Source organism: Pseudomonas sp. LW8 (genome assembly GCF_041956865.1).
Classification (GTDB): Bacteria; Pseudomonadota; Gammaproteobacteria; order Pseudomonadales; family Pseudomonadaceae; genus Aquipseudomonas; species Aquipseudomonas siliginis.
Map to the genome: position 1 here is coordinate 5,539,670 of NZ_CP168138.1, position 20,406 is coordinate 5,560,075.

The window sequence follows — 20,406 nt, forward strand, 5'->3', positions numbered from 1 at the left end:
GAAAATCTGACGTCAAAAAACAAATTCAGCTTAAACCTCCTGCTGCGCAGAGGCTAAACTGCGGCCATTCCGAGACCCTCTACGTCCGAGCCTGCAAGCCGGTTTGAGCTGACATGACGCGCACCCACGAAATCCGCCCCGACCTGGACGAAGGCATCGACCGCAAGGTACTCAGCCAACTGCGCGCCCGTTTTCTCAAACTCAATGAAGGCCGCCTCGGCCGCGCCCTCGAAGGTTTGTCGACGCGCCAGCAAAGCGTGCTGACGCTGTTGCCGCTGTTCTTTCACGTCAATCATCCGTTGCTGCCCGGCTATGTCTCGGGCAGTACGCCGGCCGGTCTCTCGAATTATGAGCCGGACGCCAATGCGCTGACCGAGGCGCAGCGCCTGACCCGCTCGTTTTCTTACAAACCGCGCCATGGCAGCAACCCGCCGCGACCGATTCACGGTTTGTTCCTGATGGGCAGCCTCGGCACGCTGGCACAGGCCGATCAGAGCGACATGGATGTGTGGGTCTGCCATGCCCCAGATCTGAGCGAAAGCGAACTCGCCGAGCTACGCAAGAAATGCCAGTTGCTGGAAACCTGGGCCGCGAGCCAGGGTGCCGAAGCGCATTTCTTCCTGATCGACCCGGCGCGCTTCGTAAAAGGCGAACGTGATGCTCAGCTCAGTTCGGAAAACTGCGGCAGCACCCAGCACTATCTGCTGCTCGACGAGTTTTATCGCACAGCGATCTGGCTGGCCGGGCGCACGCCGATCTGGTGGCTGGTGCCGGTCTATGAAGAAACAGCCTACGACGCTTACACCCACACCCTGCTGTCCAAACGCTTTATTCGCGCCGACGAAACCCTCGATCTCGGGCCGATGGCGACCATTCCGCCCGGGGAATTCATCGGTGCCGGGTTGTGGCAGTTGTTCAAAGGCATCGAATCGCCCTACAAGTCTGTGCTCAAACTGCTGCTGACCGAGGTGTACGCCAGTGAACACCCGCACGTGCAGTGCCTGAGTCTGCGCTTCAAGAAAGCCGTATTCGCCAATCAGCTCGATCTCGATGAGCTTGACCCATACATGGTCGTGTACCGGCGTATCGAGGAATACCTGATCGCCCGCAACGAACCGGAACGTCTTGAGCTGGTGCGCCGTGCGCTGTATCTGAAGGTCAACCGCAAGCTCACCGGCAACAGCCGCAGTCAGGGTTGGCAACGCGCACTGCTCGAACGCCTGGCCGGCGAGTGGCACTGGGATCAGCGGCAACTGGCGCTGCTCGACAGCCGCAGTCAGTGGAAAGTCCGCCAGGTCAGCGCCGAGCGCCGCGCGCTGGTCAACGAACTCAACTACAGCTATCGCTTCCTGACCCAGTTCGCCCGCAGCGAACAGACTGTCAGCCTGATCAACAAGCGCGACCTCAATGTGCTTGGCCGTCGACTCTACGCGGCATTCGAGCGCAAGGCCGACAAGGTCGAGTTCATCAATCCGGGCATCGCCCCGGACCTGGCCGAAGATACCCTGACCCTGGTGCAGTCGCCGAACAAAAAGGAGCCGGGGCAGACCCAGTGGGGTTTGTACAACGGCAGCCTGACGGCGCTGGAGTGGGAACATTTCGCGCCGATCAAGCGCAGTCGCGAGCTACTTGAACTGCTGACCTGGTGCCACCGCAACGGCGTGATCGACAGCAGTACGCGCCTGGCCCTGCATCCGGGCACCAGCGACTTGAGCGAGTTCGAGCTGTTCAACCTGCTCGGCAGCCTGCAGCAATGCATCGCCCTGCCCTTGTCCACCGTCGCCGAAGAGCCCTTGCTGCGCGCCGCCGTGCCCAGCGAAGTGCTGCTGCTGATCAACGTCGGCGTCGATCCGCTCAAGCATCACCGTGATCTGAACATTTTGATGACCACCGAACGCACCGACTCGCTGAGCTATGCCGGCGTGCGCGAGAATCTGGTGCTGACCCTCGATCAGGTCACGCTCAACAGCTGGAACGAAGTGCTGGTCAATCGTTTCGACGGCCCGCATGCGCTGCTCGACTGCCTGCGCGATTACCTCAACAACCTGCCGCGCGGCCCGGTGCAGCCTTCGCTGAAAGTGCGCTGCTTCTGCCACAACCGCGCGCAATTCATTGCCCGCCGCGTCGAGGAAATCGTCGACACCGCGCAGACCCTGTTGCTCAGTGACTTGAATCATCGCTACCTGATTCAGGTGCAGCAGCACTATCACGTGCTGGAGCTGGTGCCGGGTCAGGTCAACCATGTCGCCCTCGCCACCCTGCCGGCGCTGCTCGATTATCTGGGCGAAGAACAACCGCGCTACAGCCCGCTGCACCTCGACCCGATGGCGCTGGAAGATCACGATCTGGCGCTGATCCTGCCGATGGGTCAGCCGGAGTGCATTCAGGTGTTCTATCGCATCAGCGAACAGCAGGCGGAGCTGTACGTGCTGGATGAATTCAATGCGCTGTGGCAACAACATCTGCCGTACCACGACGAGCAGAGTCTGCTGGTGCCGCTGCAACGTTTTCTGCAATCGATCCAGTACCGCCGTGAAGCGCAATTGCCGATGGACGGTGGCCCTGCGGGCAGCCCCGAGACTTTGTATTACCAGCTGTTGCCGTCAGGCCCGGGGCGCTCGCGCAGGGTCGAAACCCGACCAGCACCGCAGACCCCGGTGAACAAACCGTTCTACGACGTGCAGGCAATCATCGGCAAAGCCGCACCCGGCGAAGTGCAGGTCACCTTGTACTGCAATCAGCGGGAATTCAGCGAGCTGGAGCATGGCGACCAGTTGTTCAGCGTGGTCGCCCGGGAGATCGTCGAGCAGCGTCGCGAGACCGATCGTTATCGCTGCTACATCACCGACCTCGACCTGTCGGGTCTGCTCGGTGACGGGCACAGTTCAAGCAATCTGTATCTGCGCTACAAGGCAGACCTGGAGCGCTCGTTGAATGAAGCGCTCGAACAGGTTTGAAGCAGGAATTTATTCGGGAAAGGCGCCGCCGTTGACCGGTTGCGATTCCACTTCCAGCAAGGTCAGTTTCAGCGACTTGCCGCCCGGCGCCGGCCAATCGATGTGCTGACCGACCTTCAGGCCCAGCAGCGCACTGCCAACCGGAGCGAGAATGGAAATCTTGCCTTCATCGGCGTTGGCGTCCTTGGGATAGACCAGCGTCAGGTGGTAATCCTTGCCACTGCCTTCTTCGCGGCAATGCACGCGGGAATTCATGGTCACGACATCGGCGGGCACTTCATCGTGGCCGACCACGGTATCGGCGCGGTCCAGCTCGGTTTGCAGCGCAATCACGCCCGGCGCAGCCTGGTCTTTGTCGCTCAGGCTGTCGATCAGGCGCTCCAGACGTTGCACGTCCAGACGGGTAAGGGTGATGGAAGGTGCGGTCATGATCCAGGCAGACTCCTTTCTTCTGCACAAAAAAAGCAAAACCCCGCCAAAAAAGACGGGGTTTTCACCGTGCCTCGGTGGTTTGAGGCGTTCGCGGACACTATCACAGCTCAAAAAATATACAAGTCACGCCCTTTTTTGCCTGGGTGAAACCCTTGTGGCGAGGGGATTTATCCCCGTTCGGCTGCGCAGCAGCCGTATAGATTTTGGGGCCGCTACGCGACCCAACGGGGATAAATCCCCTCGCCACAATATCAACAGGCTTGGGACTTTCGTGCGGTAGCCTGCTGGCAAATCACCCGGCGCCGCTGATCATCCGCCGAGCGCCACTCGCGAATGTCCTCGACGTGGCGCGCACAGCCGAGACAGACTTTCTGCTCGTCCAGTCGACACACACCCGTGCAGGGCGAAGGCACCGCCGGGCTGACGTTGCTGTAGAGCGGTTTCGGCGGGCGAACAGGCGCGGCATCCGTCACGAATCACAGACCTTCGAAATCGAATTCGGCGCCAGCCTGCTGCTTTACGAGGCGCTGAAGCATTTCGCCCAATTGCTCTTCGCTCTTGTCGCACATCCAGCGCTCGCTTTCTTCGTCGTAGTCGAAGTGGAAACCACCGGACACGGCCGCCAGCCACAGCTGACGCAACGGCTCCTGGCGGCTGAAGATCAGCTGCGAGCCATTTTCGAACTTGACGGTCAAGACACCTGCCGAGCTCTCCAGGTCGATATCCAGGTCGCTGTCATCAAAGATATCTTCCAGCGTCTGCTGGGTAGCATCGACCAGATCGTGGAAACGGGCTTCGGACAAACTCATTGCGGCAACCTCAAAAATGTCTGATCAGGCTCAAGCGCCGAAAGATACGGACGCTGCCGACCGATTGCAAAGATTAACGACCAAGCACCTGTCGGCCCATCCAGCACCGCCCCCGTGGGAGCGAGCCTGCTCGCGAAAGCGGTGTGTCAGGCAACGAGCCTGTTGAATTTGCCGACGCCTTCGCGAGCAGGCTCGCTCCCACAGGGATGATGCGCATCACAGGAGCCCCGCCGGACGGGAACCCCCTCGCATAGGCAAGCTGCCGGGTGGCCGGTATACTCCGGCGCAATTAACGCATTTTCAAGGATTTCGCCATGAAGCGCCTGATCTCTTCCCTTGCTGCGCTCGTCGCGGTTGCCTGCCTCGTTTCGGCCTGTGGTCAAAAAGGCCCGCTGTACCTGCCGGATGACGATCAGGACCCGGCCGAACAAGCCCAGTCTTCGCAGAAGCAGCCATCCAAGGCTCACAAGCACGACGTTTACTAAGGGATCGCCATGGACGCTTTTAACTACCGTGGCGGGGAGCTGTTCGCGGAAGGTGTGGCGCTGTCCGCCATCGCCGACCGCTTCGGCACGCCCACCTATGTCTACTCGCGCGCGCACATCGAAGCGCAGTATCTGGCCTACGCCGATGCGCTGGCCGGCATGCCGCATCTGGTCTGCTTCGCGGTCAAAGCCAACTCCAACCTCGGTGTACTGAATGTCCTGGCCCGTCTCGGCGCCGGTTTCGACATCGTTTCCCGTGGCGAGCTGGAACGTGTACTGGCCGCTGGTGGCAGCGCCGACAAGATCGTTTTCTCCGGCGTCGGCAAGACCCGTGACGACATGCGCCGCGCCCTCGAAGTCGGCGTGCACTGCTTCAACGTCGAATCCACCGACGAGCTCGAGCGCCTGCAAGTAGTCGCCGCCGAGCTGGGTGTTCGCGCCCCGGTTTCGCTGCGCGTGAACCCGGACGTCGATGCCGGCACCCATCCGTACATTTCCACCGGTCTGAAAGAGAACAAGTTCGGCATCGCCATTGCCGATGCCGAAGACGTGTACGTGCGCGCCGCGCATCTGCCGAACCTGGAAGTAGTCGGTGTCGACTGCCACATCGGTTCGCAACTGACCACCCTGCCGCCATTCATTGACGCCCTCGATCGCTTGCTCGATCTGGTCGACCGTCTGGGCGATTGCGGCATTCACCTGCGCCACATCGATCTCGGTGGCGGCCTGGGCGTGCGTTACCGCGATGAGGAGCCGCCGCTGGCTGCCGACTACATCAAAGCCGTGCGCGAGCGTCTCGACGGGCGTGATCTGGCGCTGGTGTTCGAACCGGGTCGCTTCATCGTTGCCAATGGCGGCGTGTTGCTGACGCAGGTCGAATACCTCAAGCACACCGAGCACAAGGATTTCGCCATCGTCGACGCGGCGATGAACGACCTCATCCGTCCGGCGCTGTATCAGGCGTGGATGGACGTCACGGCGGTGAAACCGCGCGACAGCGCTGCACGCAAGTACGACATCGTCGGCCCGATCTGCGAAACCGGCGACTTCCTCGCCAAGGACCGCGAGCTGGCGCTGGAAGAAGGCGATCTGCTGGCGGTGCATTCGGCCGGCGCCTACGGTTTTGTGATGAGCTCCAACTACAACACCCGTGGCCGTGCCGCCGAGGTGCTGGTGGATGGTGATCAGGTTTTTGAAGTGCGTCGCCGCGAAACCGTGGCCGAGCTGTTTGCCGGCGAAAGCCTGCTGCCGGAGTAACCCATGCTGCTGCGTTTTACCAAAATGCACGGCCTGGGCAACGACTTCATGGTCCTCGACCTGGTCAGCCAGCACGCGCACATTCAGCCCAAACACGCCAAGCAATGGGGCGATCGCCACACCGGTATCGGTTTCGACCAGTTGCTGATCGTCGAAGCGCCGAGCAACCCGGACGTGGACTTTCGCTACCGGATCTTCAACTCCGACGGCTCGGAAGTGGAGCAGTGCGGCAACGGTGCGCGCTGCTTCGCCCGCTTCGTGCTCGACAAGCGCCTGACCGCCAAGCGGCAGATCCGCGTCGAGACCAAGGGCGGCATCATCGAACTGGACGTGCGTAACGACGGCCAGATCGGCGTCAACATGGGCGCGCCGCGCCTGGTGCCGGCAGACATTCCATTCCAGGCGCCGGCCCAGGCCAGCAGCTATCAGCTGGAAGTCGATGGCACCACGGTCGAACTGGCCGCCGTGTCGATGGGCAATCCCCATGCGGTCATTCGCGTGGACGACATCAACAGCGCACCGGTGCATGAACTGGGGCCGAAGATCGAACACCACCCGCGCTTTCCGGCGCGGGTCAATGTCGGCTTCCTTCAGGTCATCGATCGCCATCGCGCGCAACTGCGTGTTTGGGAGCGCGGCGCCGGGGAAACCCAGGCCTGCGGCACCGGCGCCTGTGCGGCGGCGGTGGCGGCCATCAGTCAGGGGTGGATGGATTCGCCGCTGTTGATCGACCTGCCCGGCGGGCGTCTGTCCATCGAGTGGGCCGGCCCGGGCGAACCGGTGTTGATGACCGGTCCGGCAGTGCGTGTATACGAAGGACAAGTGCGTCTTTGAGCGAGCAGAAATCATGACCGACAAGCCACAGGTACCCGCCCGACCAGCCGACGAATCAGCGTCCGAGAGCCTCGAGGCAGCCGCGGTTGCCGCCTACCTGGGGGCTCATCCGGACTTTTTCGTCGAGCACGAAGAGCTGCTGCCGTCGTTGCGCATCCCGCACCGACGCGGCGACACCGTGTCGCTGGTCGAACGGCAGATGACCATCCTGCGCGACCGCAACATCGAGATGCGCCATCGCCTTTCGCATCTGATGGACGTGGCCCGCGACAACGATCGCCTGTTTGAAAAGACCCGCCGCCTGATTCTCGCGCTGATGGATGCATCGACCCTGGAAGACGTGGTCATCAGCGTTGAGGACAGCCTGCGTCAGGATTTCCAGGTGCCTTTCGTCAGCCTGATCCTGCTCGGCGACAACCCGGCACCGGTCGGCCGCTGGGTGACTCACGCCGACGCGCAAACCGCGATCGGTGGCCTGCTCACCGAAGGCAAAAGCGTCAGCGGCAGCCTGCGTGAACATGAGCTGGATTTCCTCTTCGGCGAAGAACAGCGCCAGCAGATCGGCTCGACCGCCGTGGTTGCCATCAGCCATCAGGGCATTCACGGCATTCTGGCCATCGCCAGCCGTGACCCGCAGCACTACAAGAGCTCGGTCGGCACCCTGTTCCTGAGCTACATCGCCGAGGTCATGGGCCGCGTGCTGCCACGGGTCAACAGCTCGCTGCGCTCGGTACGCTGACCATGGAACGACAACTGGACGCTTACTGCGAACATCTGCGCAGTGAGCGACAGGTGTCGCCGCACACCCTGTCGGCTTATCGCCGCGACCTCGATAAAGTCCTTGGCTGGTGCATCAAGCAGAACATCGGCAGTTGGGCCGCGCTGGATATCCAGCGCCTGCGCAGCCTGATCGCCCGGTTGCATGCGCAAGGCCAGTCCTCGCGCAGCCTCGCCCGCCTGCTCTCGGCGGTGCGCGGGCTCTATCACTACTTGAATCGCGAAGGCCTGTGCGACCACGACCCGGCCACCGGCCTGGCCCCGCCGAAAGGCGAACGACGCCTGCCGAAAACCCTTGATACCGATCGCGCATTGCAGCTGCTGGAAGGTGCGGTCGAGGACGATTTTCTCGCCCGGCGCGATCAGGCGATTCTGGAGCTGTTCTATTCCTCTGGCCTGCGCCTGTCCGAGCTGACCGGGCTCAATCTCGATCAACTCGACCTCGCCGACGGCATGGTTCAGGTGCTCGGCAAGGGCAGCAAGACCCGGCTGCTGCCAGTCGGCGCCAAGGCCCGCGAAGCCCTCGAACACTGGTTGCCGCTACGCGCAATGACCAACCCGGCAGACGATGCCGTATTTGTCAGCCAGCAGGGCCGACGCCTTGGCCCGCGCGCGATTCAGGTGCGGGTCAAACTGGCTGGCGAGCGCGAACTGGGGCAGAACCTGCACCCGCACATGCTCCGGCACTCCTTCGCCAGCCATTTGCTCGAGTCCTCGCAGGATCTGCGCGCGGTGCAGGAATTGCTCGGCCACTCCGATATCAAAACCACACAGATCTATACCCACCTCGACTTCCAGCATCTGGCGGCGATCTACGACAGCGCCCATCCCCGGGCCAAACGCATGAAAGGCGATGATTCATGAGCATTCAGTTGATCACCTTCGACCTCGACGACACCCTGTGGGACACCGCTCCGGTGATCGCCAGCGCCGAAACCGTGTTGCGCGAATGGCTGAGCGAACATGCCTCGGGTCTGGGCGCGGTGCCGGTGGAGCATTTGTGGTCGATTCGCGAGCGTGTGCTGGCGGGCGAACCGGGGCTCAAGCACCGCATCAGCGCGCTGCGTCGACGTGTGCTGTTCCATGCGCTGGAAGAAGCCGGGTATGCCCACGGCGAGGCCTCGGAGCTGGCTGACAAGGCTTTTGAAGTGTTCCTGCATGCGCGGCATCAGATCGAGGTGTTCCCGGAGGTCGAGCCGCTGCTGGAGCTGCTCGCCAATCATTACGCCCTCGGCGTGGTCACCAATGGCAATGCCGACGTGCGTCGGCTGGGGCTGGCGGATTACTTCAAGTTCGCCTTGTGCGCCGAAGACATCGGCATCGCCAAACCGGATGCGCGGCTGTTTCATGAAGCGTTGCAGCGCGGCGGTGTAAGCCCCGCAGCGGCGGTGCATGTCGGCGATCATCCTGGCGATGACATTGCCGGCGCTCAGCAGGCAGGCTTGCGCGCGGTGTGGTTCAACCCGACGGGCAAGGTCTGGGAAGCGGAGCGCTTGCCGGATGCGGAAATTCGCAGCCTGACCGAATTGCCCGTCGTCCTCTCCCGCTGGAATGCCACCTCGAAATAATCCACAAACCCTGTGGGAGCGAGCCTGCTCGCGAATGCGGTGTGTCATTCAACATGTATGTCGGCTGACATGCCCTCTTCGCGAGCAGGCTCGCTCCCACAGAGGACTGCATTTGCTTTCAACGGATTTATTTCAGGCATAAAAAAGCCCGCAGCGACGGCGGGCTTTTTCAGCAAGCGAGCGACGCGCCTCAGATAGGGCGGCTGCCGTACTTGTTATCCGGCTTCTTGGGCGGATCGGCGACCACGTTGGCCTCCACTTCCTGCACCTTGCCGCCGCGCGCAAGGAATTCTTCCATGGCCTTGGCCAGGGCGTCACGCTCCTTGTTCTTGGCTTCGATGCTCGGCAACTCGTCGACCGAGACCGCAGCCTTGGCTTTGCCTTTGGCAGCCGGGGCCGGCGTGTCGTCACCGCCATCGTCTTCGGTAACGTCTTCCGCTGCCGCTTCCAGGCCTTCCTCGGCCTCGTCTTCGTCGCCTACTTCGAGGTCGTCGTTTTCCAGATCATCGTCGCTCATGTTCTACCTCATGACTTGCCAAAAGCAGATTAGTTATAGACCAGCTTTGGCGGCTGTCGAAGCCGCCGTTGAAAAATCTTCTGCCGCTGCCCGGCAGCGGCTCATGCCTGTTCACCGTGCAAGGTGGCGAGGACTTTACGGGCACCGCCATGATCACGGTGCTCGCCCAGATAAATCCCTTGCCAGGTACCCAGTGCCAGCCGCCCTGCCGCAACCGGCAGACTGATCTGGCAACCGAGCACGCTGGCCTTGAAGTGCGCCGGGAGATCATCCGGGCCTTCGTCGTTGTGCTCGTAGCCGTCTGTTCCTTGTGGGATCAGACGATTGAAAAATCGTTCGAAGTCGCGACGAACTGCCGGATCGGCGTTCTCGTTGATGGTCAACGATGCCGACGTGTGCTGCAGCCACAAATGCAACAGACCGACCCGACAGGTCTTGAGTTCAGGCAAGCCTGCGAGTAACTCGTCCGTCACCAGATGAAAGCCCCGGGGCCTTGCCCGCAGGGTTATCAGAGTCTGTTGCCACATACAGTTCTCCGCTCGTTCGGGGCGCATTCTAGCGTGCTCTGAAAAAAAACAAAGGCCCTAATATTCCTGCAGCGATGTAAGCGATTGCCCGCAGAAAAAGCCTCGTCGTAAAGACGACCAAAGCCGTAAGAAAAATCCTTTCAGCCGCACCTTGAATGACAAATCCCGGACAAAAAAATGCCCGGCGAACCGGGCAATTTTTTTATCGCGCGTACTTACAGGTTGTAGCCGCGTTCGTTGTGTTGTGCCAGATCGAGGCCGACCGACTCTTCTTCCTCGGTTACGCGCAGACCCATGACGGCGTCCAGCACCTTGAGGATGATGAAAGTCACGATCGCGGTGTAGATCACCGTGAAGCCGACGCCTTTGATCTGAATCCAGACCTGCGCGCCGATGTCAGTCACGGTGCCGAAGCCGCCCAGTGCCGGTGCGGCAAACACACCAGTGAGGATCGCGCCGAGGATACCGCCGATACCGTGCACGCCGAAGGCATCCAGGGAGTCGTCATAGCCGAGTTTGCGTTTCAGGGTGGTGGCGCAGAAGAAGCACACCACGCCTGCGGCCAGACCGATCACCAGTGCACCCATCGGGCCTACAGTGCCAGCGGCCGGAGTGATCGCGACCAGACCGGCGACCACGCCCGAAGCAATCCCCAGTGCGCTTGGCTTGCCGTGGGTGACCCACTCGGCAAACATCCAGCCCAGTGCCGCAGCGGCCGTGGCGATCTGGGTAACCAGCATGGCCATACCGGCAGTGCCGTTGGCGGCTGCAGCGGAACCGGCGTTGAAGCCGAACCAGCCGACCCACAGCATCGCCGCGCCCATCAGGGTGTAGCCGAGGTTATGCGGAGCCATCGGTGTGGTCGGGAAGCCTTTTCGCTTGCCCAGTACCAGGCACGCGACCAGGCCGGCGATACCGGCGTTGATGTGCACCACGGTGCCGCCAGCGAAGTCGAGCACGCCCCAGTCCCACATCAGGCCGCCGTTACCGGACCAGACCATGTGCGCGATCGGTGCATAAACCAGCGTGAACCAGATGCCCATGAAGATCAGCATCGCGGAGAACTTCATGCGCTCGGCGAACGCACCGACGATCAGCGCCGGGGTGATGATCGCGAAGGTCATCTGGAAGGTGATGAACACCGCCTCAGGGAACAGCGCCGCCGGGCCGGTGATGCTCGAAGGCGTGACACCAGCGAGGAACGCCTTGCCCATGCCGCCGAAGAACGAATTGAAGTTGACGACGCCCTGTTCCATGCCGGTGGTGTCGAAGGCAATGCTGTAGCCATAAATGACCCACAGGATGCTGATCAGGCCGGTAATGGCGAAGCACTGCATCAGCACGGAAAGAATGTTTTTCGAGCGAACCATACCGCCGTAGAACAGCGCCAGACCGGGGATGGTCATGAACAGCACGAGCGCTGTCGAGGTGAGCATCCAGGCGGTGTCGCCGGAATTGAGGACTGGCGCTGCCACTTCGTCTGCCGCCATGGCGATGCCGGGCATTACGATGGACAACAGGGCGCCTAGCCCTGCGAATTTACGCAGAGTCATATTGTTTTCTCCTGGGGCGTTGGGTTTGTGGCGGCGCTTAGATCGCGTCGGTATCGGTTTCGCCGGTACGGATGCGGATCGCCTGTTCCAGATTGACCACGAAGATCTTGCCGTCACCGATCTTGCCGGTGTTGGCCGCTTTGGTTATCGCCTCGATAACCCGATCCAGGTCCTTGTCGTCGATGGCCACGTCGATTTTCACCTTGGGCAGAAAATCGACCACATATTCCGCGCCGCGATACAGCTCGGTGTGACCCTTCTGCCGGCCGAAGCCTTTGACTTCAGTGACGGTAATGCCCTGCACGCCGATTTCGGACAGCGACTCGCGCACGTCGTCCAACTTGAACGGCTTGATGATGGCAGTGACTAGCTTCATGAAACTCTCTCCCGAATTGGTGGACTTGCCCCAGGAAAACAAACCCGTCTCAAGTCTAAGCGCAGTGCCTGGCTTTGTAACGCATCGTTGACGCCAGCTAACCGCATCAGACGAAACTCCCCGCTTCGTCTGCCGCACTGCATTCGTCACAGCGACTGCATCAGTGCATGGGTCGAGGGTGACTAAGCAGAAACCTTGCCAGCTCGGCAAAAACCCTGCATTTCAATCGCTTGGCACCTGTTGCAAGCGCTCGGGCAGAAAAGCTTTTGCCGATACGCACAACAACGGTGCGCCACCGTCCGTCCCCCTGCGCGAAAAGCGTGCATCCGTGCAACGGGATTGACTATAGACACTGCGTGATACACTGCCGGCCATTGTTTCCAGGACATTTCCCATGCTCGCGCCCAAAGACTTCCTCGACGCCCTGAGCGGCACCGCCTCCCGCCTCTTCAGCGGCGACACCCCGCTGCCGAAAGCCGAAATGGAAAGCCAGTTCAAAATGCTGCTGCAAAGTGCCTTCAGCAAACTCGATCTGGTCAGCCGGGAAGAGTTCGATAGTCAGATGGTAGTGCTGGCGCGTACTCGCGCCCGCCTCGAAAGCCTCGAAGCCAAGGTTGCCGAGATGGAAGCGAAGCTGACACCGCCCGCTGAATAATTCGCGTCCCCTGTAGGAGCTGCCGAAGGCTGCGATCTTTTGATCTTCAGCCCTTGAACCATCCCCGCAACGTCCTACAACCTTAATGACCGCCGTCCGATTGCGCCAAAAAGCCCAGGTTTCTAAGCTATCTGATGCTGAATGTTCAGCAGAGGATTGGGCGACCCGGGCAGGGCCATGGTGGAAATGGGCTTCGCGGATGCTGCAATCGCTATGAGCCCGCATGCCGGAGCTGGGCTCTGCGCAAATCGTAAGTCGACTGAAGATTCATCCAGAACTCAGGCGTAGTGTTGAGCTGAATGGCGAGGCTGATTGCCAGATCGGCGCAGATCCTGAGCTGGCATTTCACAAGCTCTTCGATCTCGCTTTCGAGCCATTTCGTGGGCATGGCCAGATCCATGACAGTCACGCCCAACGGCTCCATGAATCCTTATTCAGAACCTCGCCCGGATGAATCGGGCGCATACCACTGCGGTCCGTTTTTTTCGCCTCCAGAGGCTGCGTTGAGTGGCCAACTGGAGCATCCGACTCCCGGATACAAGACCTTCACACCCCTTTCGCCAGCGTCCTACAAATATTAGGGCATGGCCCTACAAACATCAGCGTCTGCGCCTGATTCCGTGAGCTCTTCGCTGTGATTAGGCTGGTGGCTTTCGCCTGCGCTGGTCGATCCTATTCGTCGAGTTCCAGGCGATACACATTGATCGCCAGACACTCTGGTTCTGGATCCCTCTTGTCTGATTTGCTCAAGCTCAAAGAAAACACGCTGGTTCAGCATCCAGATGGTGGTTACATCTTTGGCACGATCCCCGATATGCCAAAATTCGGCTTGCCAGGCGGGAAGATTTATCTGCGGGTAGGTATTCACCGTCGAGCGAATAGTGGTTTTGGCGTAGTGCACATTTGGGAAGCCCATAGTGCCGATTTGCTCAAGCATGGTTGCCAGACTGCCGATGGGGTAGCAGCGATTGTTGCGAAAATGATCGTCCCGGGGGCGCAAATCTATTGTGAGTTCAAAGAACAACGATGTGGAAACAGGGTCGCGGTACTGAGGACATCTATGGGAACACTGATTCTTGAACCGCGACACGAGCGCGCCACAGGATTTGGTTACTTCGTGGTGACTTGGTACCCGCAAAAACGTGCACATGGCACGTTAGTGGGGCAGATACCACGAGCACCACCAAATCAGAAATAAAAAAAGGCGTCCGATGGACGCCTTTTAAGTATTTTTTGAGGAGTAGTCGCAGCGATTCTTTAGCTCCTGGCTTTACGGCCTTGGGTTCAGAATCCGACAGGCTAGCCCGTCGTCACTACTTCAGAGAAACCAGCTTTCTCTGCTGCCAAAAATGCGGGGGAGCTTTTGCTGGTGCCCAGTCCCGACGAATGCGCAGTTGCAGTCCTCGAATGGGATGATCCTTCAATGCCGTGCGAGAGTCAACGCTCTAATTCAGGCAAGCAGTGACAGCCCATCGGGTCTGGATACGTCTTGTAAACCTCTATTTCAGCACCGAAACCCGGCTCAACTACCCTTCAAAAACCCGCATGAAGCGGCTCCCCGATTCAGCTCAAGGAACGACCATGTCCCTCTCCATTGTCCACAGTCGCGCCCAGATTGGCGTGGAAGCCCCCGCTGTTACCGTCGAAGTCCATCTGGCCAACGGTCTGCCGTCGCTGACCATGGTCGGCCTGCCCGAAGCGGCGGTGAAGGAGAGCAAGGATCGCGTACGCAGCGCGATCATCAATTCCGGGCTGCAATTTCCGGCGCGGCGGATCACCCTGAATCTGGCGCCGGCGGATCTGCCCAAGGATGGCGGGCGGTTTGATCTGGCGATTGCCTTGGGGATTTTGTCGGCCAGTGTGCAGGTGCCCTGCCTGACCCTGGACGAGGTGGAATGTCTGGGCGAGTTGGCGCTGTCGGGTGCCGTGCGGCCGGTGCGTGGTGTGCTGCCGGCGGCACTGGCGGCGCGCAAGGCCGGGCGGGCGCTGGTGGTGCCTCGAGCGAATGCAGAAGAGGCGTGCCTGGCATCCGGGCTCAAGGTGTTTGCGGTCGATCATTTGCTGGAAGCGGTGGCGCATTTCAATGGGCACACGCCGGTCGAGCCTTACGTTTCCGATGGTTTGATGCACGCTGCCAAGCCCTATCCCGACCTCAACGAAGTGCAGGGTCAAACAGCCGCAAAACGCGCATTGCTGATTGCCGCAGCGGGGGCGCACAACTTGTTGTTCAGCGGGCCTCCGGGAACCGGCAAGACGCTGCTGGCCAGTCGTCTGCCAGGATTACTGCCACCGCTTTCCGAATGTGAGGCGCTGGAAGTGGCAGCGATTCAATCGGTCGCCAGCGGGGTGCCTCTGACTCACTGGCCGCAACGCCCCTTCCGCCAACCACACCATTCGGCTTCAGGGCCGGCATTGGTCGGTGGCAGCTCGAAACCGCAACCCGGCGAGATCACCCTCGCCCACCATGGCGTGCTGTTTCTCGATGAGTTGCCGGAGTTTGATCGCAAGGTGTTGGAAGTTTTACGCGAGCCTTTGGAGTCGGGACATATCGTCATCGCGCGGGCCAAGGATCGCGTACGTTTCCCCGCGCGATTTCAATTGGTTGCCGCGATGAATCCGTGTCCCTGTGGATATCTTGGCGAACCGAGCGGCAAATGCTCGTGCACACCGGACATGGTCCAGCGCTATCGCAACAAGCTGTCAGGGCCGCTGCTGGACCGGATCGATCTGCACCTGACCGTGGCGCGGGAGGCAACCGCGTTGAATCCGGCAGCCAAGCCCGGCGAAAACAGCGCCAGCGCTGCGGCTCTGGTGGCCGAGGCTCGCGAACGACAGCAGAAGCGTCAGGGCTGTGCCAATGCGTTTCTCGATCTGCCGGGGCTCAAGCGTCACTGCAAGTTATCCACAGCTGACGAGAAATGGCTGGAGGCGGCATGCGAGCGACTGATCCTGTCGCTGCGCTCGGCGCATCGCCTGCTCAAGGTCGCGCGCACACTGGCGGATCTTGAGCAGGCCGATGCGATTACCCGCGAGCATCTGGCCGAGGCACTGCAATACCGGCCGGCGACACCTTAATGCTCGGTCAGATCAACCAGCGGTGCCTGACGCACTTCGGTATCACGCCCGGCCTGAATATCGGTCACACGCTTCAAGGCGTTATCCACCGCAGCTTTATCCGCCAACAGGCTGTAGCTGATCTGGAACTGCTTGTGCTGTTTTGGGGCGATGGTCGGCACCAGATTCAACGGCCGCTGATAGCGACGGTTATAGGAAAAACTCGTCCCAGGCTCCAGCCCGGTGACGTAGCCCTGCCCCTGGGTGTCGGTGTTTTTCCACAGCGAGAACACCGGCAACTGCTCGGTGTTGAAGCCAACGGATACGCCGAGACTACCGGCCTTGTTGTGCAACACAGTCAAGGTGTCACCCTTGGCGTCCGCATACGGCACGACGTTGTAGACAGTTTCGTCGTAGTCCTTGGTTGGCGCGCGATAGGTCTGCCAGTCGGGCAGGTCACCCTTGGCCTTGTCGTTGAACGGCGATACCTGCTTCACCGGCGCAGCGAATTTTGCCCCTTGCTCAAGAAACGGCGTGCTGAAATTGCTGTGATACAGCGCCTGATATTCCTTCGCATAGTCGCCGTTGTTGGTCAGAGTGTCGTTAAGGGCGAAGCTTGCGCTGCCCGGTTCGGTGACCAGTTCGGTCGCTACCGAGAAATCGACTTTCTTGAATGCCTGCTCTTTCAGCTCGCCACGCAGCGTGATGGCATACGGCGGCTTCTCGTCGATGTGCAAAGTGACGGTGCTGGCCGGGATGTTGGCGGCGCGACCGTGCAGGGTCAGCAGTTCGCCGTTGTCCATGCCGGGATGGCCAACCCACTCGTAACCGCAACGGGTGACCAGCTCATTGAAGCCTTCCAGCCAGCCCAGACCACCGCGACCGTTGAGTTCGATGAACGCTGGGTTGACCACGTCCTTGACCGGCGAATCCCAGCCCATGCGCACGTCGCCCACCGAAGCCTGCAACACGTTCATGCCACGGGTTGGCACCACCGAGAGTTTCATCGTGCCGTTATCGATGTCGACGATGCTGACGCCCTCCTGACGACCGCCATGCAGAGTACGCAAGGTCACGGAAAACGGTTTGGCGGTTTTTACACCGAGTTGCTCACTGGTGATCGTCCGGTTTTTTGCCGGAGTGTTGGCGTCGAGCAGGACATAGTCCCAAGCCATGGCATGAGAAGCGGCAGAGAATGCGCCGAGGGCGACGAGGAGTTTGAGCGGGGTCATGGCAGCAGCCTTTATTGGAGTTGTGCCATTTTTATAGCGCTGCGGAAACGTTTCAGCAAGTGCAAAGAAGAGGCGGGAGAAAAGCATTCGCAAGCAGGCTCGCTCCCACTGGGGTTTCCGGATTTCACAACCTTTGTGAATCACACCGAAAACTGTGGGAGCGAGCCTGCTCGCGGTAGCTGTTTCAAAGACGCATCAACGGAAGCGATCAACCTCGGAACGCAGATCCGCCGCCAGCTTCTCCAGCTCTTTCGCGGTGACAGCCAGGTTCGACACCACCTCACGCTGCTCACTGTTGGCCAGTGCGATGCTCTGCAAATTGCTGCTCAGCAACGTAGCAGTGCTGCTCTGCTCCTGAGTGGCGGTGGTGATCGCGGCGAACTGCTGGCCTGCCGAACGGCTCTGCTCGTCGATCCGCGCCAGCGCCGAGGCGACATTGGCGTTGCGCGACAGGCCTTCCTGCATCAGCACGTTGCCCTGTTCCATAGTGCTGATCGCGTTGCCGGTTTCCTGTTGGATGCTGTGGATCATGCTGGAGATTTCATCGGTCGCCTGACGGGTACGCGAGGCGAGGCTGCGCACTTCGTCCGCGACCACGGCAAAACCGCGACCTTGTTCACCGGCACGCGCGGCTTCGATGGCAGCGTTGAGTGCCAGCAGGTTGGTCTGCTCGGCGATCGAGGTGATCACACCGACAATTCCGCCGATTTCCTGAGAGCGCTGCCCCAGCGTGTTGATCACGCTGGCGGTGCTGTTCAGCGCACCGGCGATCTGCTCCAGCGACGACGACGCTTCTTCCATCGAGCTGCGGCCGATCTGCGTTTGCTGAGCGTTTTCCTGCGCCAGGCGCTGGGTCGCGCCCATGTTGTCGGCGATGTTCAACGACGTCGCGCTGAACTCTTCCACGGCGCCGGCCATGCTGGTGATTTCGCCCGACTGCTGCTCCATGCCCTCATACGCACCGCCGGACAAACCGGACAGCGCCTGCGCACGGCTATTGACCTCTTCCGAAGCGCGGCGGATGTGCTCGACCATGGTCGACAGCGCCTGGCTCATCTGGTTGAACGCGCGGGACAGCTGCCCGATTTCATCGTGGCTCGATACGTTCAGACGCACGCTCAGATCACCAGCACCCAAGGCCTCAGCCTGACGCACCAGATCGCCCAGCGGCGCGAGTTTGCTGCGCAGCAGCCAGACCACGGAACCGACCGCGAGCAACATCGCCAGCAGGCTGCCGATCGCCAGTTGCGTACCGACGCTCCAGGTCACCGCGCGGATCTCGGCTTTCGGCATGCTCGCCACCACCGACCAAGGGCCACCTTCGAACGGCACGGCGATGCTGTAGAAGTCCTCGCCCTTGTCGCTCCAGAACTCACCCTTGCCCGGGGTTTTGACCAGATTGTTGATGGTCGGGGCGGCTTGATCCAGGTTTTCGACACCGGCAATCGGCACCAGCCATTTGTTCTGCTCGTCGAGCAGGGCCAGCGAGCCGGTCTTGCCAATGCGGAAGCGCTTGAGATTGGCGAACTGCGCGTTCTGCGCGTCGGTGTAATCGAAACCTACATACAACACGGCGATGATCTTGCCGCCCGCATCGCGCACCGGTGTGTACTGCGACATGTAGTAGCGCTCGAACAGCAACGAGCGGCCGACATAACTCTGCCCTGCCATCAACTTCGCGTAGGCCGGGTTGGCATGATCGAGCACGGTGCCGATGGCACGGGTGCCGTCCTGCTTGCTGACGTTGGTGCTGACGCGAATGAAGTCTTCGCCGCTGCGCACGAATACCGTGGCCACACCGGCAGTCATCTGCTTGAACTCGTCAACTTCCTTGAAGTTGTTGTTCAGCACTTCGTTGCCCAGATGCAGACCCGGGGTCTGCACGCCGGCCACGGTCACTGGCTGATCGGGGTGCACACTCAGGCCACTGCCGAAGCGTTTTTCGAACAGACCGCTCAGGCGCAGGGTGCTTTCGCGCAGCGTACCGTGGAAGGTACTCAGTTGATCGGCCAGCAGCCGGGCCTCACTGGCCAGATGCTCTTCACGGGTGGCGAGGTTGGCGGAATCCAGCGAACGCAAGGCGAACACCGTACTGCCGCTGATGACTATCGCCAGTATCACAGCAAGGGCAAGGCCCAGCTGCGAGGCGATCCGAGCACGAGGTTGAGACATGAACAGCTCCTGGCCGAGCCACCGAATCCTCCTTGATCGCGGTAATTGCCCGGAAAATATTCTAATAGTGGGGTGTAACGCGGAACCGGCACGACGGTTCCACAAGCTCGTAGTCGGCGGTAAAACCGAATACTTGAGCGCATTGCGTGGGTATGGCGCAGTGGTGGCATTGTGCCGGCTCGAACGTTTCAGCTCAAGCGCTCTACCGCCGGCAATTGCATGGCGCGGACTTCGCCTTGGAGAAAATCGCTGAGGCGGCGCAAACGTTCACCTCCCGGGCGCGGCTTTGGCCAGACCAGGTAATAATTCAGGCCACTGGCGACGGCCGTAGGCCACGGCAGGCTCAAGCGCCCTTGCGCAACATCTTCGGCAACCATCAATAGATCCCCCATCGAAACGCCGTAGCCGCGCGCCGCCGCGATCATGCCCAGCTCCAGCGTATCGAACACTTGCCCGCCCTTGAGCGAAACCTGATCGGACAGGCCCATGCGCTCCAGCCAACTGCGCCAGTCGCGGCGATCCGGGGTCGGGTGCAGCAGTTCAGCAGTCGCCAGACGCGCTACATCCCAAGGTTGATCATTGAGCAGGTTCGGCGCGCCGACCGGGATCAATTCCTCGGGAAACAGCAGGCTCGCTTCCCAGTCCGGCGGGAAATGCCCGTCACTGAGCAACACCGCGCAATCGAACGGTTCGTTGTTGAAGTCCACCGAATCAATGTCCATCCACGCGCTGGTCAGTTGCACCTCATTGCCCGGCTGCAAATGGCGGAAGCGACTCAACCGCGCCAGCAGCCAACGCATGGTCAGGGTAGATGGCGCTTTCATGCGCAGGATGTCGTCCTCGGCGCGCAAGGTATTGCAGGCGCGCTCAAGGGCGGCGAAGCCTTCGCGGATTCCGGGTAGCAGCAGCCGCGCCGATTCGGTCAGTTGCAGGTTGCGCCCGCTGCGATGAAACAGCCGGCAGGCGAAGTGTTCTTCAAGGGTGCGCATGTGCCGACTGACCGCGCTCTGGGTGATCGACAATTCTTCCGCCGCGCGGGTGAACGAGCTGTGTCGCGCTGCCGCTTCGAATGCGCGCAGGGCATACAACGGCGGAAGGCGTCGGGACATGCAAAAAGCTCCAGTAGCGGGGATACAGCCAATTCGGCAGGACGTTTCAGGATGAGTATTAATCATGCCACCCATCCTTTTTATCCCTTTGT

21 protein-coding genes are annotated in these 20,406 nt (G+C 60.7%); 10 read left to right on the forward strand and 11 right to left on the reverse strand.

All coding sequences use genetic code 11. From position 1 onward, the window contains the following. Window positions 1–113 precede the first annotated feature (113 nt). Window positions 114–2,957 carry a class I adenylate cyclase gene (locus tag AB9L16_RS25170; protein WP_375122860.1) on the forward strand — a complete coding sequence of 948 codons (2,844 nt, stop codon included), beginning with the start codon at window positions 114–116 and terminating at the stop codon, window positions 2,955–2,957. Between the two features lie 9 nt (window positions 2,958–2,966). Here the strand turns inward: AB9L16_RS25170 and rnk are convergent, their stop codons facing one another. From rnk to cyaY, 3 genes are all read right to left on the reverse strand, one after another. After that, window positions 2,967–3,386 carry a nucleoside diphosphate kinase regulator gene (rnk, locus tag AB9L16_RS25175; protein ID WP_024014769.1) on the reverse strand — a complete coding sequence of 140 codons (420 nt, stop codon included), beginning with the start codon at window positions 3,384–3,386 and terminating at the stop codon, window positions 2,967–2,969. Between the two features lie 254 nt (window positions 3,387–3,640). After that, entirely contained in the window at window positions 3,641–3,862 is a 222-nt protein-coding gene (locus AB9L16_RS25180; protein WP_076564524.1) for a DUF1289 domain-containing protein, read from the reverse strand. A 3-nt stretch (window positions 3,863–3,865) separates the two neighbouring features. Further along, window positions 3,866–4,198 carry an iron donor protein CyaY gene (gene cyaY / locus AB9L16_RS25185; protein WP_056791639.1) on the reverse strand — a complete coding sequence of 111 codons (333 nt, stop codon included), beginning with the start codon at window positions 4,196–4,198 and terminating at the stop codon, window positions 3,866–3,868. Window positions 4,199–4,512: 314 nt separating this feature from the next. Here cyaY and AB9L16_RS25190 point away from each other — a divergent pair, with 314 nt between their 5' ends. From AB9L16_RS25190 to AB9L16_RS25215, 6 genes are read left to right on the forward strand one after another with little or no spacing between them, the layout of a single operon-like run. Further along, a complete protein-coding gene (locus AB9L16_RS25190; RefSeq protein ID WP_016772589.1) occupies window positions 4,513–4,683 on the forward strand; it encodes a lipoprotein in 171 nt (56 codons plus the stop codon). 9 nt (window positions 4,684–4,692) lie between these two features. After that, a complete protein-coding gene (gene lysA / locus AB9L16_RS25195) occupies window positions 4,693–5,940 on the forward strand; it encodes a diaminopimelate decarboxylase (protein WP_056791636.1) in 1,248 nt (415 codons plus the stop codon). Window positions 5,941–5,943: 3 nt separating this feature from the next. Beyond that, window positions 5,944–6,774: a diaminopimelate epimerase gene (gene dapF, locus AB9L16_RS25200; protein ID WP_041476933.1), complete on the forward strand. Its 831-nt coding sequence runs from the start codon at window positions 5,944–5,946 to the stop codon at window positions 6,772–6,774. 13 nt (window positions 6,775–6,787) lie between these two features. Then, window positions 6,788–7,513: a DUF484 family protein gene (locus tag AB9L16_RS25205; protein ID WP_315434573.1), complete on the forward strand. Its 726-nt coding sequence runs from the start codon at window positions 6,788–6,790 to the stop codon at window positions 7,511–7,513. A gap of 2 nt (window positions 7,514–7,515) precedes the next feature. Further along, window positions 7,516–8,415 carry a tyrosine recombinase XerC gene (gene xerC, locus AB9L16_RS25210; protein WP_252877097.1) on the forward strand — a complete coding sequence of 300 codons (900 nt, stop codon included), beginning with the start codon at window positions 7,516–7,518 and terminating at the stop codon, window positions 8,413–8,415. Then, a complete protein-coding gene (locus tag AB9L16_RS25215; RefSeq protein WP_056791630.1) occupies window positions 8,412–9,119 on the forward strand; it encodes an HAD family hydrolase in 708 nt (235 codons plus the stop codon). The genes xerC and AB9L16_RS25215 overlap by 4 nt, the downstream gene beginning before the upstream one ends. Window positions 9,120–9,309: 190 nt before the next feature. On the opposite strand, the gene sutA is transcribed toward AB9L16_RS25215, so the two are convergent. The 4 genes from sutA to glnK form a co-directional block, all read right to left on the reverse strand. Further along, window positions 9,310–9,636 (reverse strand): transcriptional regulator SutA, encoded by a 327-nt coding sequence (sutA, locus tag AB9L16_RS25220; RefSeq protein ID WP_056791627.1) that lies wholly within the window; start codon window positions 9,634–9,636, stop codon window positions 9,310–9,312. 101 nt (window positions 9,637–9,737) lie between these two features. Then, window positions 9,738–10,163 carry a secondary thiamine-phosphate synthase enzyme YjbQ gene (locus tag AB9L16_RS25225; protein ID WP_024014775.1) on the reverse strand — a complete coding sequence of 142 codons (426 nt, stop codon included), beginning with the start codon at window positions 10,161–10,163 and terminating at the stop codon, window positions 9,738–9,740. 215 nt (window positions 10,164–10,378) lie between these two features. After that, entirely contained in the window at window positions 10,379–11,716 is a 1,338-nt protein-coding gene (locus AB9L16_RS25230) for an ammonium transporter (RefSeq protein ID WP_041476939.1), read from the reverse strand. A gap of 37 nt (window positions 11,717–11,753) precedes the next feature. Continuing rightward, complete coding sequence (gene glnK / locus AB9L16_RS25235) at window positions 11,754–12,092, reverse strand: P-II family nitrogen regulator (RefSeq protein ID WP_002555808.1); 339 nt, start codon at window positions 12,090–12,092, stop codon at window positions 11,754–11,756. Between the two features lie 394 nt (window positions 12,093–12,486). Between glnK and AB9L16_RS25240 the strand changes: the two genes are divergently transcribed. After that, on the forward strand, window positions 12,487–12,747 hold the full coding sequence (locus tag AB9L16_RS25240) for an accessory factor UbiK family protein (protein ID WP_095181253.1): 261 nt from the start codon (window positions 12,487–12,489) through the stop codon (window positions 12,745–12,747). Between the two features lie 211 nt (window positions 12,748–12,958). On the opposite strand, the gene AB9L16_RS25245 is transcribed toward AB9L16_RS25240, so the two are convergent. Beyond that, entirely contained in the window at window positions 12,959–13,147 is a 189-nt protein-coding gene (locus tag AB9L16_RS25245) for a transcriptional regulator (protein ID WP_375122861.1), read from the reverse strand. A 333-nt stretch (window positions 13,148–13,480) separates the two neighbouring features. Here AB9L16_RS25245 and AB9L16_RS25250 point away from each other — a divergent pair, with 333 nt between their 5' ends. Then, on the forward strand, window positions 13,481–13,945 hold the full coding sequence (locus AB9L16_RS25250; RefSeq protein ID WP_082530345.1) for a hypothetical protein: 465 nt from the start codon (window positions 13,481–13,483) through the stop codon (window positions 13,943–13,945). A 383-nt stretch (window positions 13,946–14,328) separates the two neighbouring features. Next, on the forward strand, window positions 14,329–15,822 hold the full coding sequence (locus AB9L16_RS25255) for a YifB family Mg chelatase-like AAA ATPase (protein WP_071172128.1): 1,494 nt from the start codon (window positions 14,329–14,331) through the stop codon (window positions 15,820–15,822). Here the strand turns inward: AB9L16_RS25255 and AB9L16_RS25260 are convergent. The 3 genes from AB9L16_RS25260 to AB9L16_RS25270 form a co-directional block, all read right to left on the reverse strand. Continuing rightward, window positions 15,819–17,033, reverse strand: coding sequence for an aldose 1-epimerase family protein (locus AB9L16_RS25260; RefSeq protein WP_252877101.1), 1,215 nt, complete (start codon window positions 17,031–17,033; stop codon window positions 15,819–15,821). The two genes, AB9L16_RS25255 and AB9L16_RS25260, sit on opposite strands and share 4 nt — an antisense overlap. 195 nt (window positions 17,034–17,228) lie before the next feature. Then, the gene (locus tag AB9L16_RS25265) at window positions 17,229–19,205 is read right to left on the reverse strand and encodes a methyl-accepting chemotaxis protein (RefSeq protein ID WP_016772578.1); all 1,977 of its coding nucleotides are present in this window, start codon (window positions 19,203–19,205) and stop codon (window positions 17,229–17,231) included. A 188-nt stretch (window positions 19,206–19,393) separates the two neighbouring features. Then, window positions 19,394–20,314, reverse strand: a complete 921-nt coding sequence (locus AB9L16_RS25270) for a LysR substrate-binding domain-containing protein (RefSeq protein WP_024014781.1) — start codon at window positions 20,312–20,314, stop codon at window positions 19,394–19,396. Window positions 20,315–20,406: the final 92 nt, after the last annotated feature.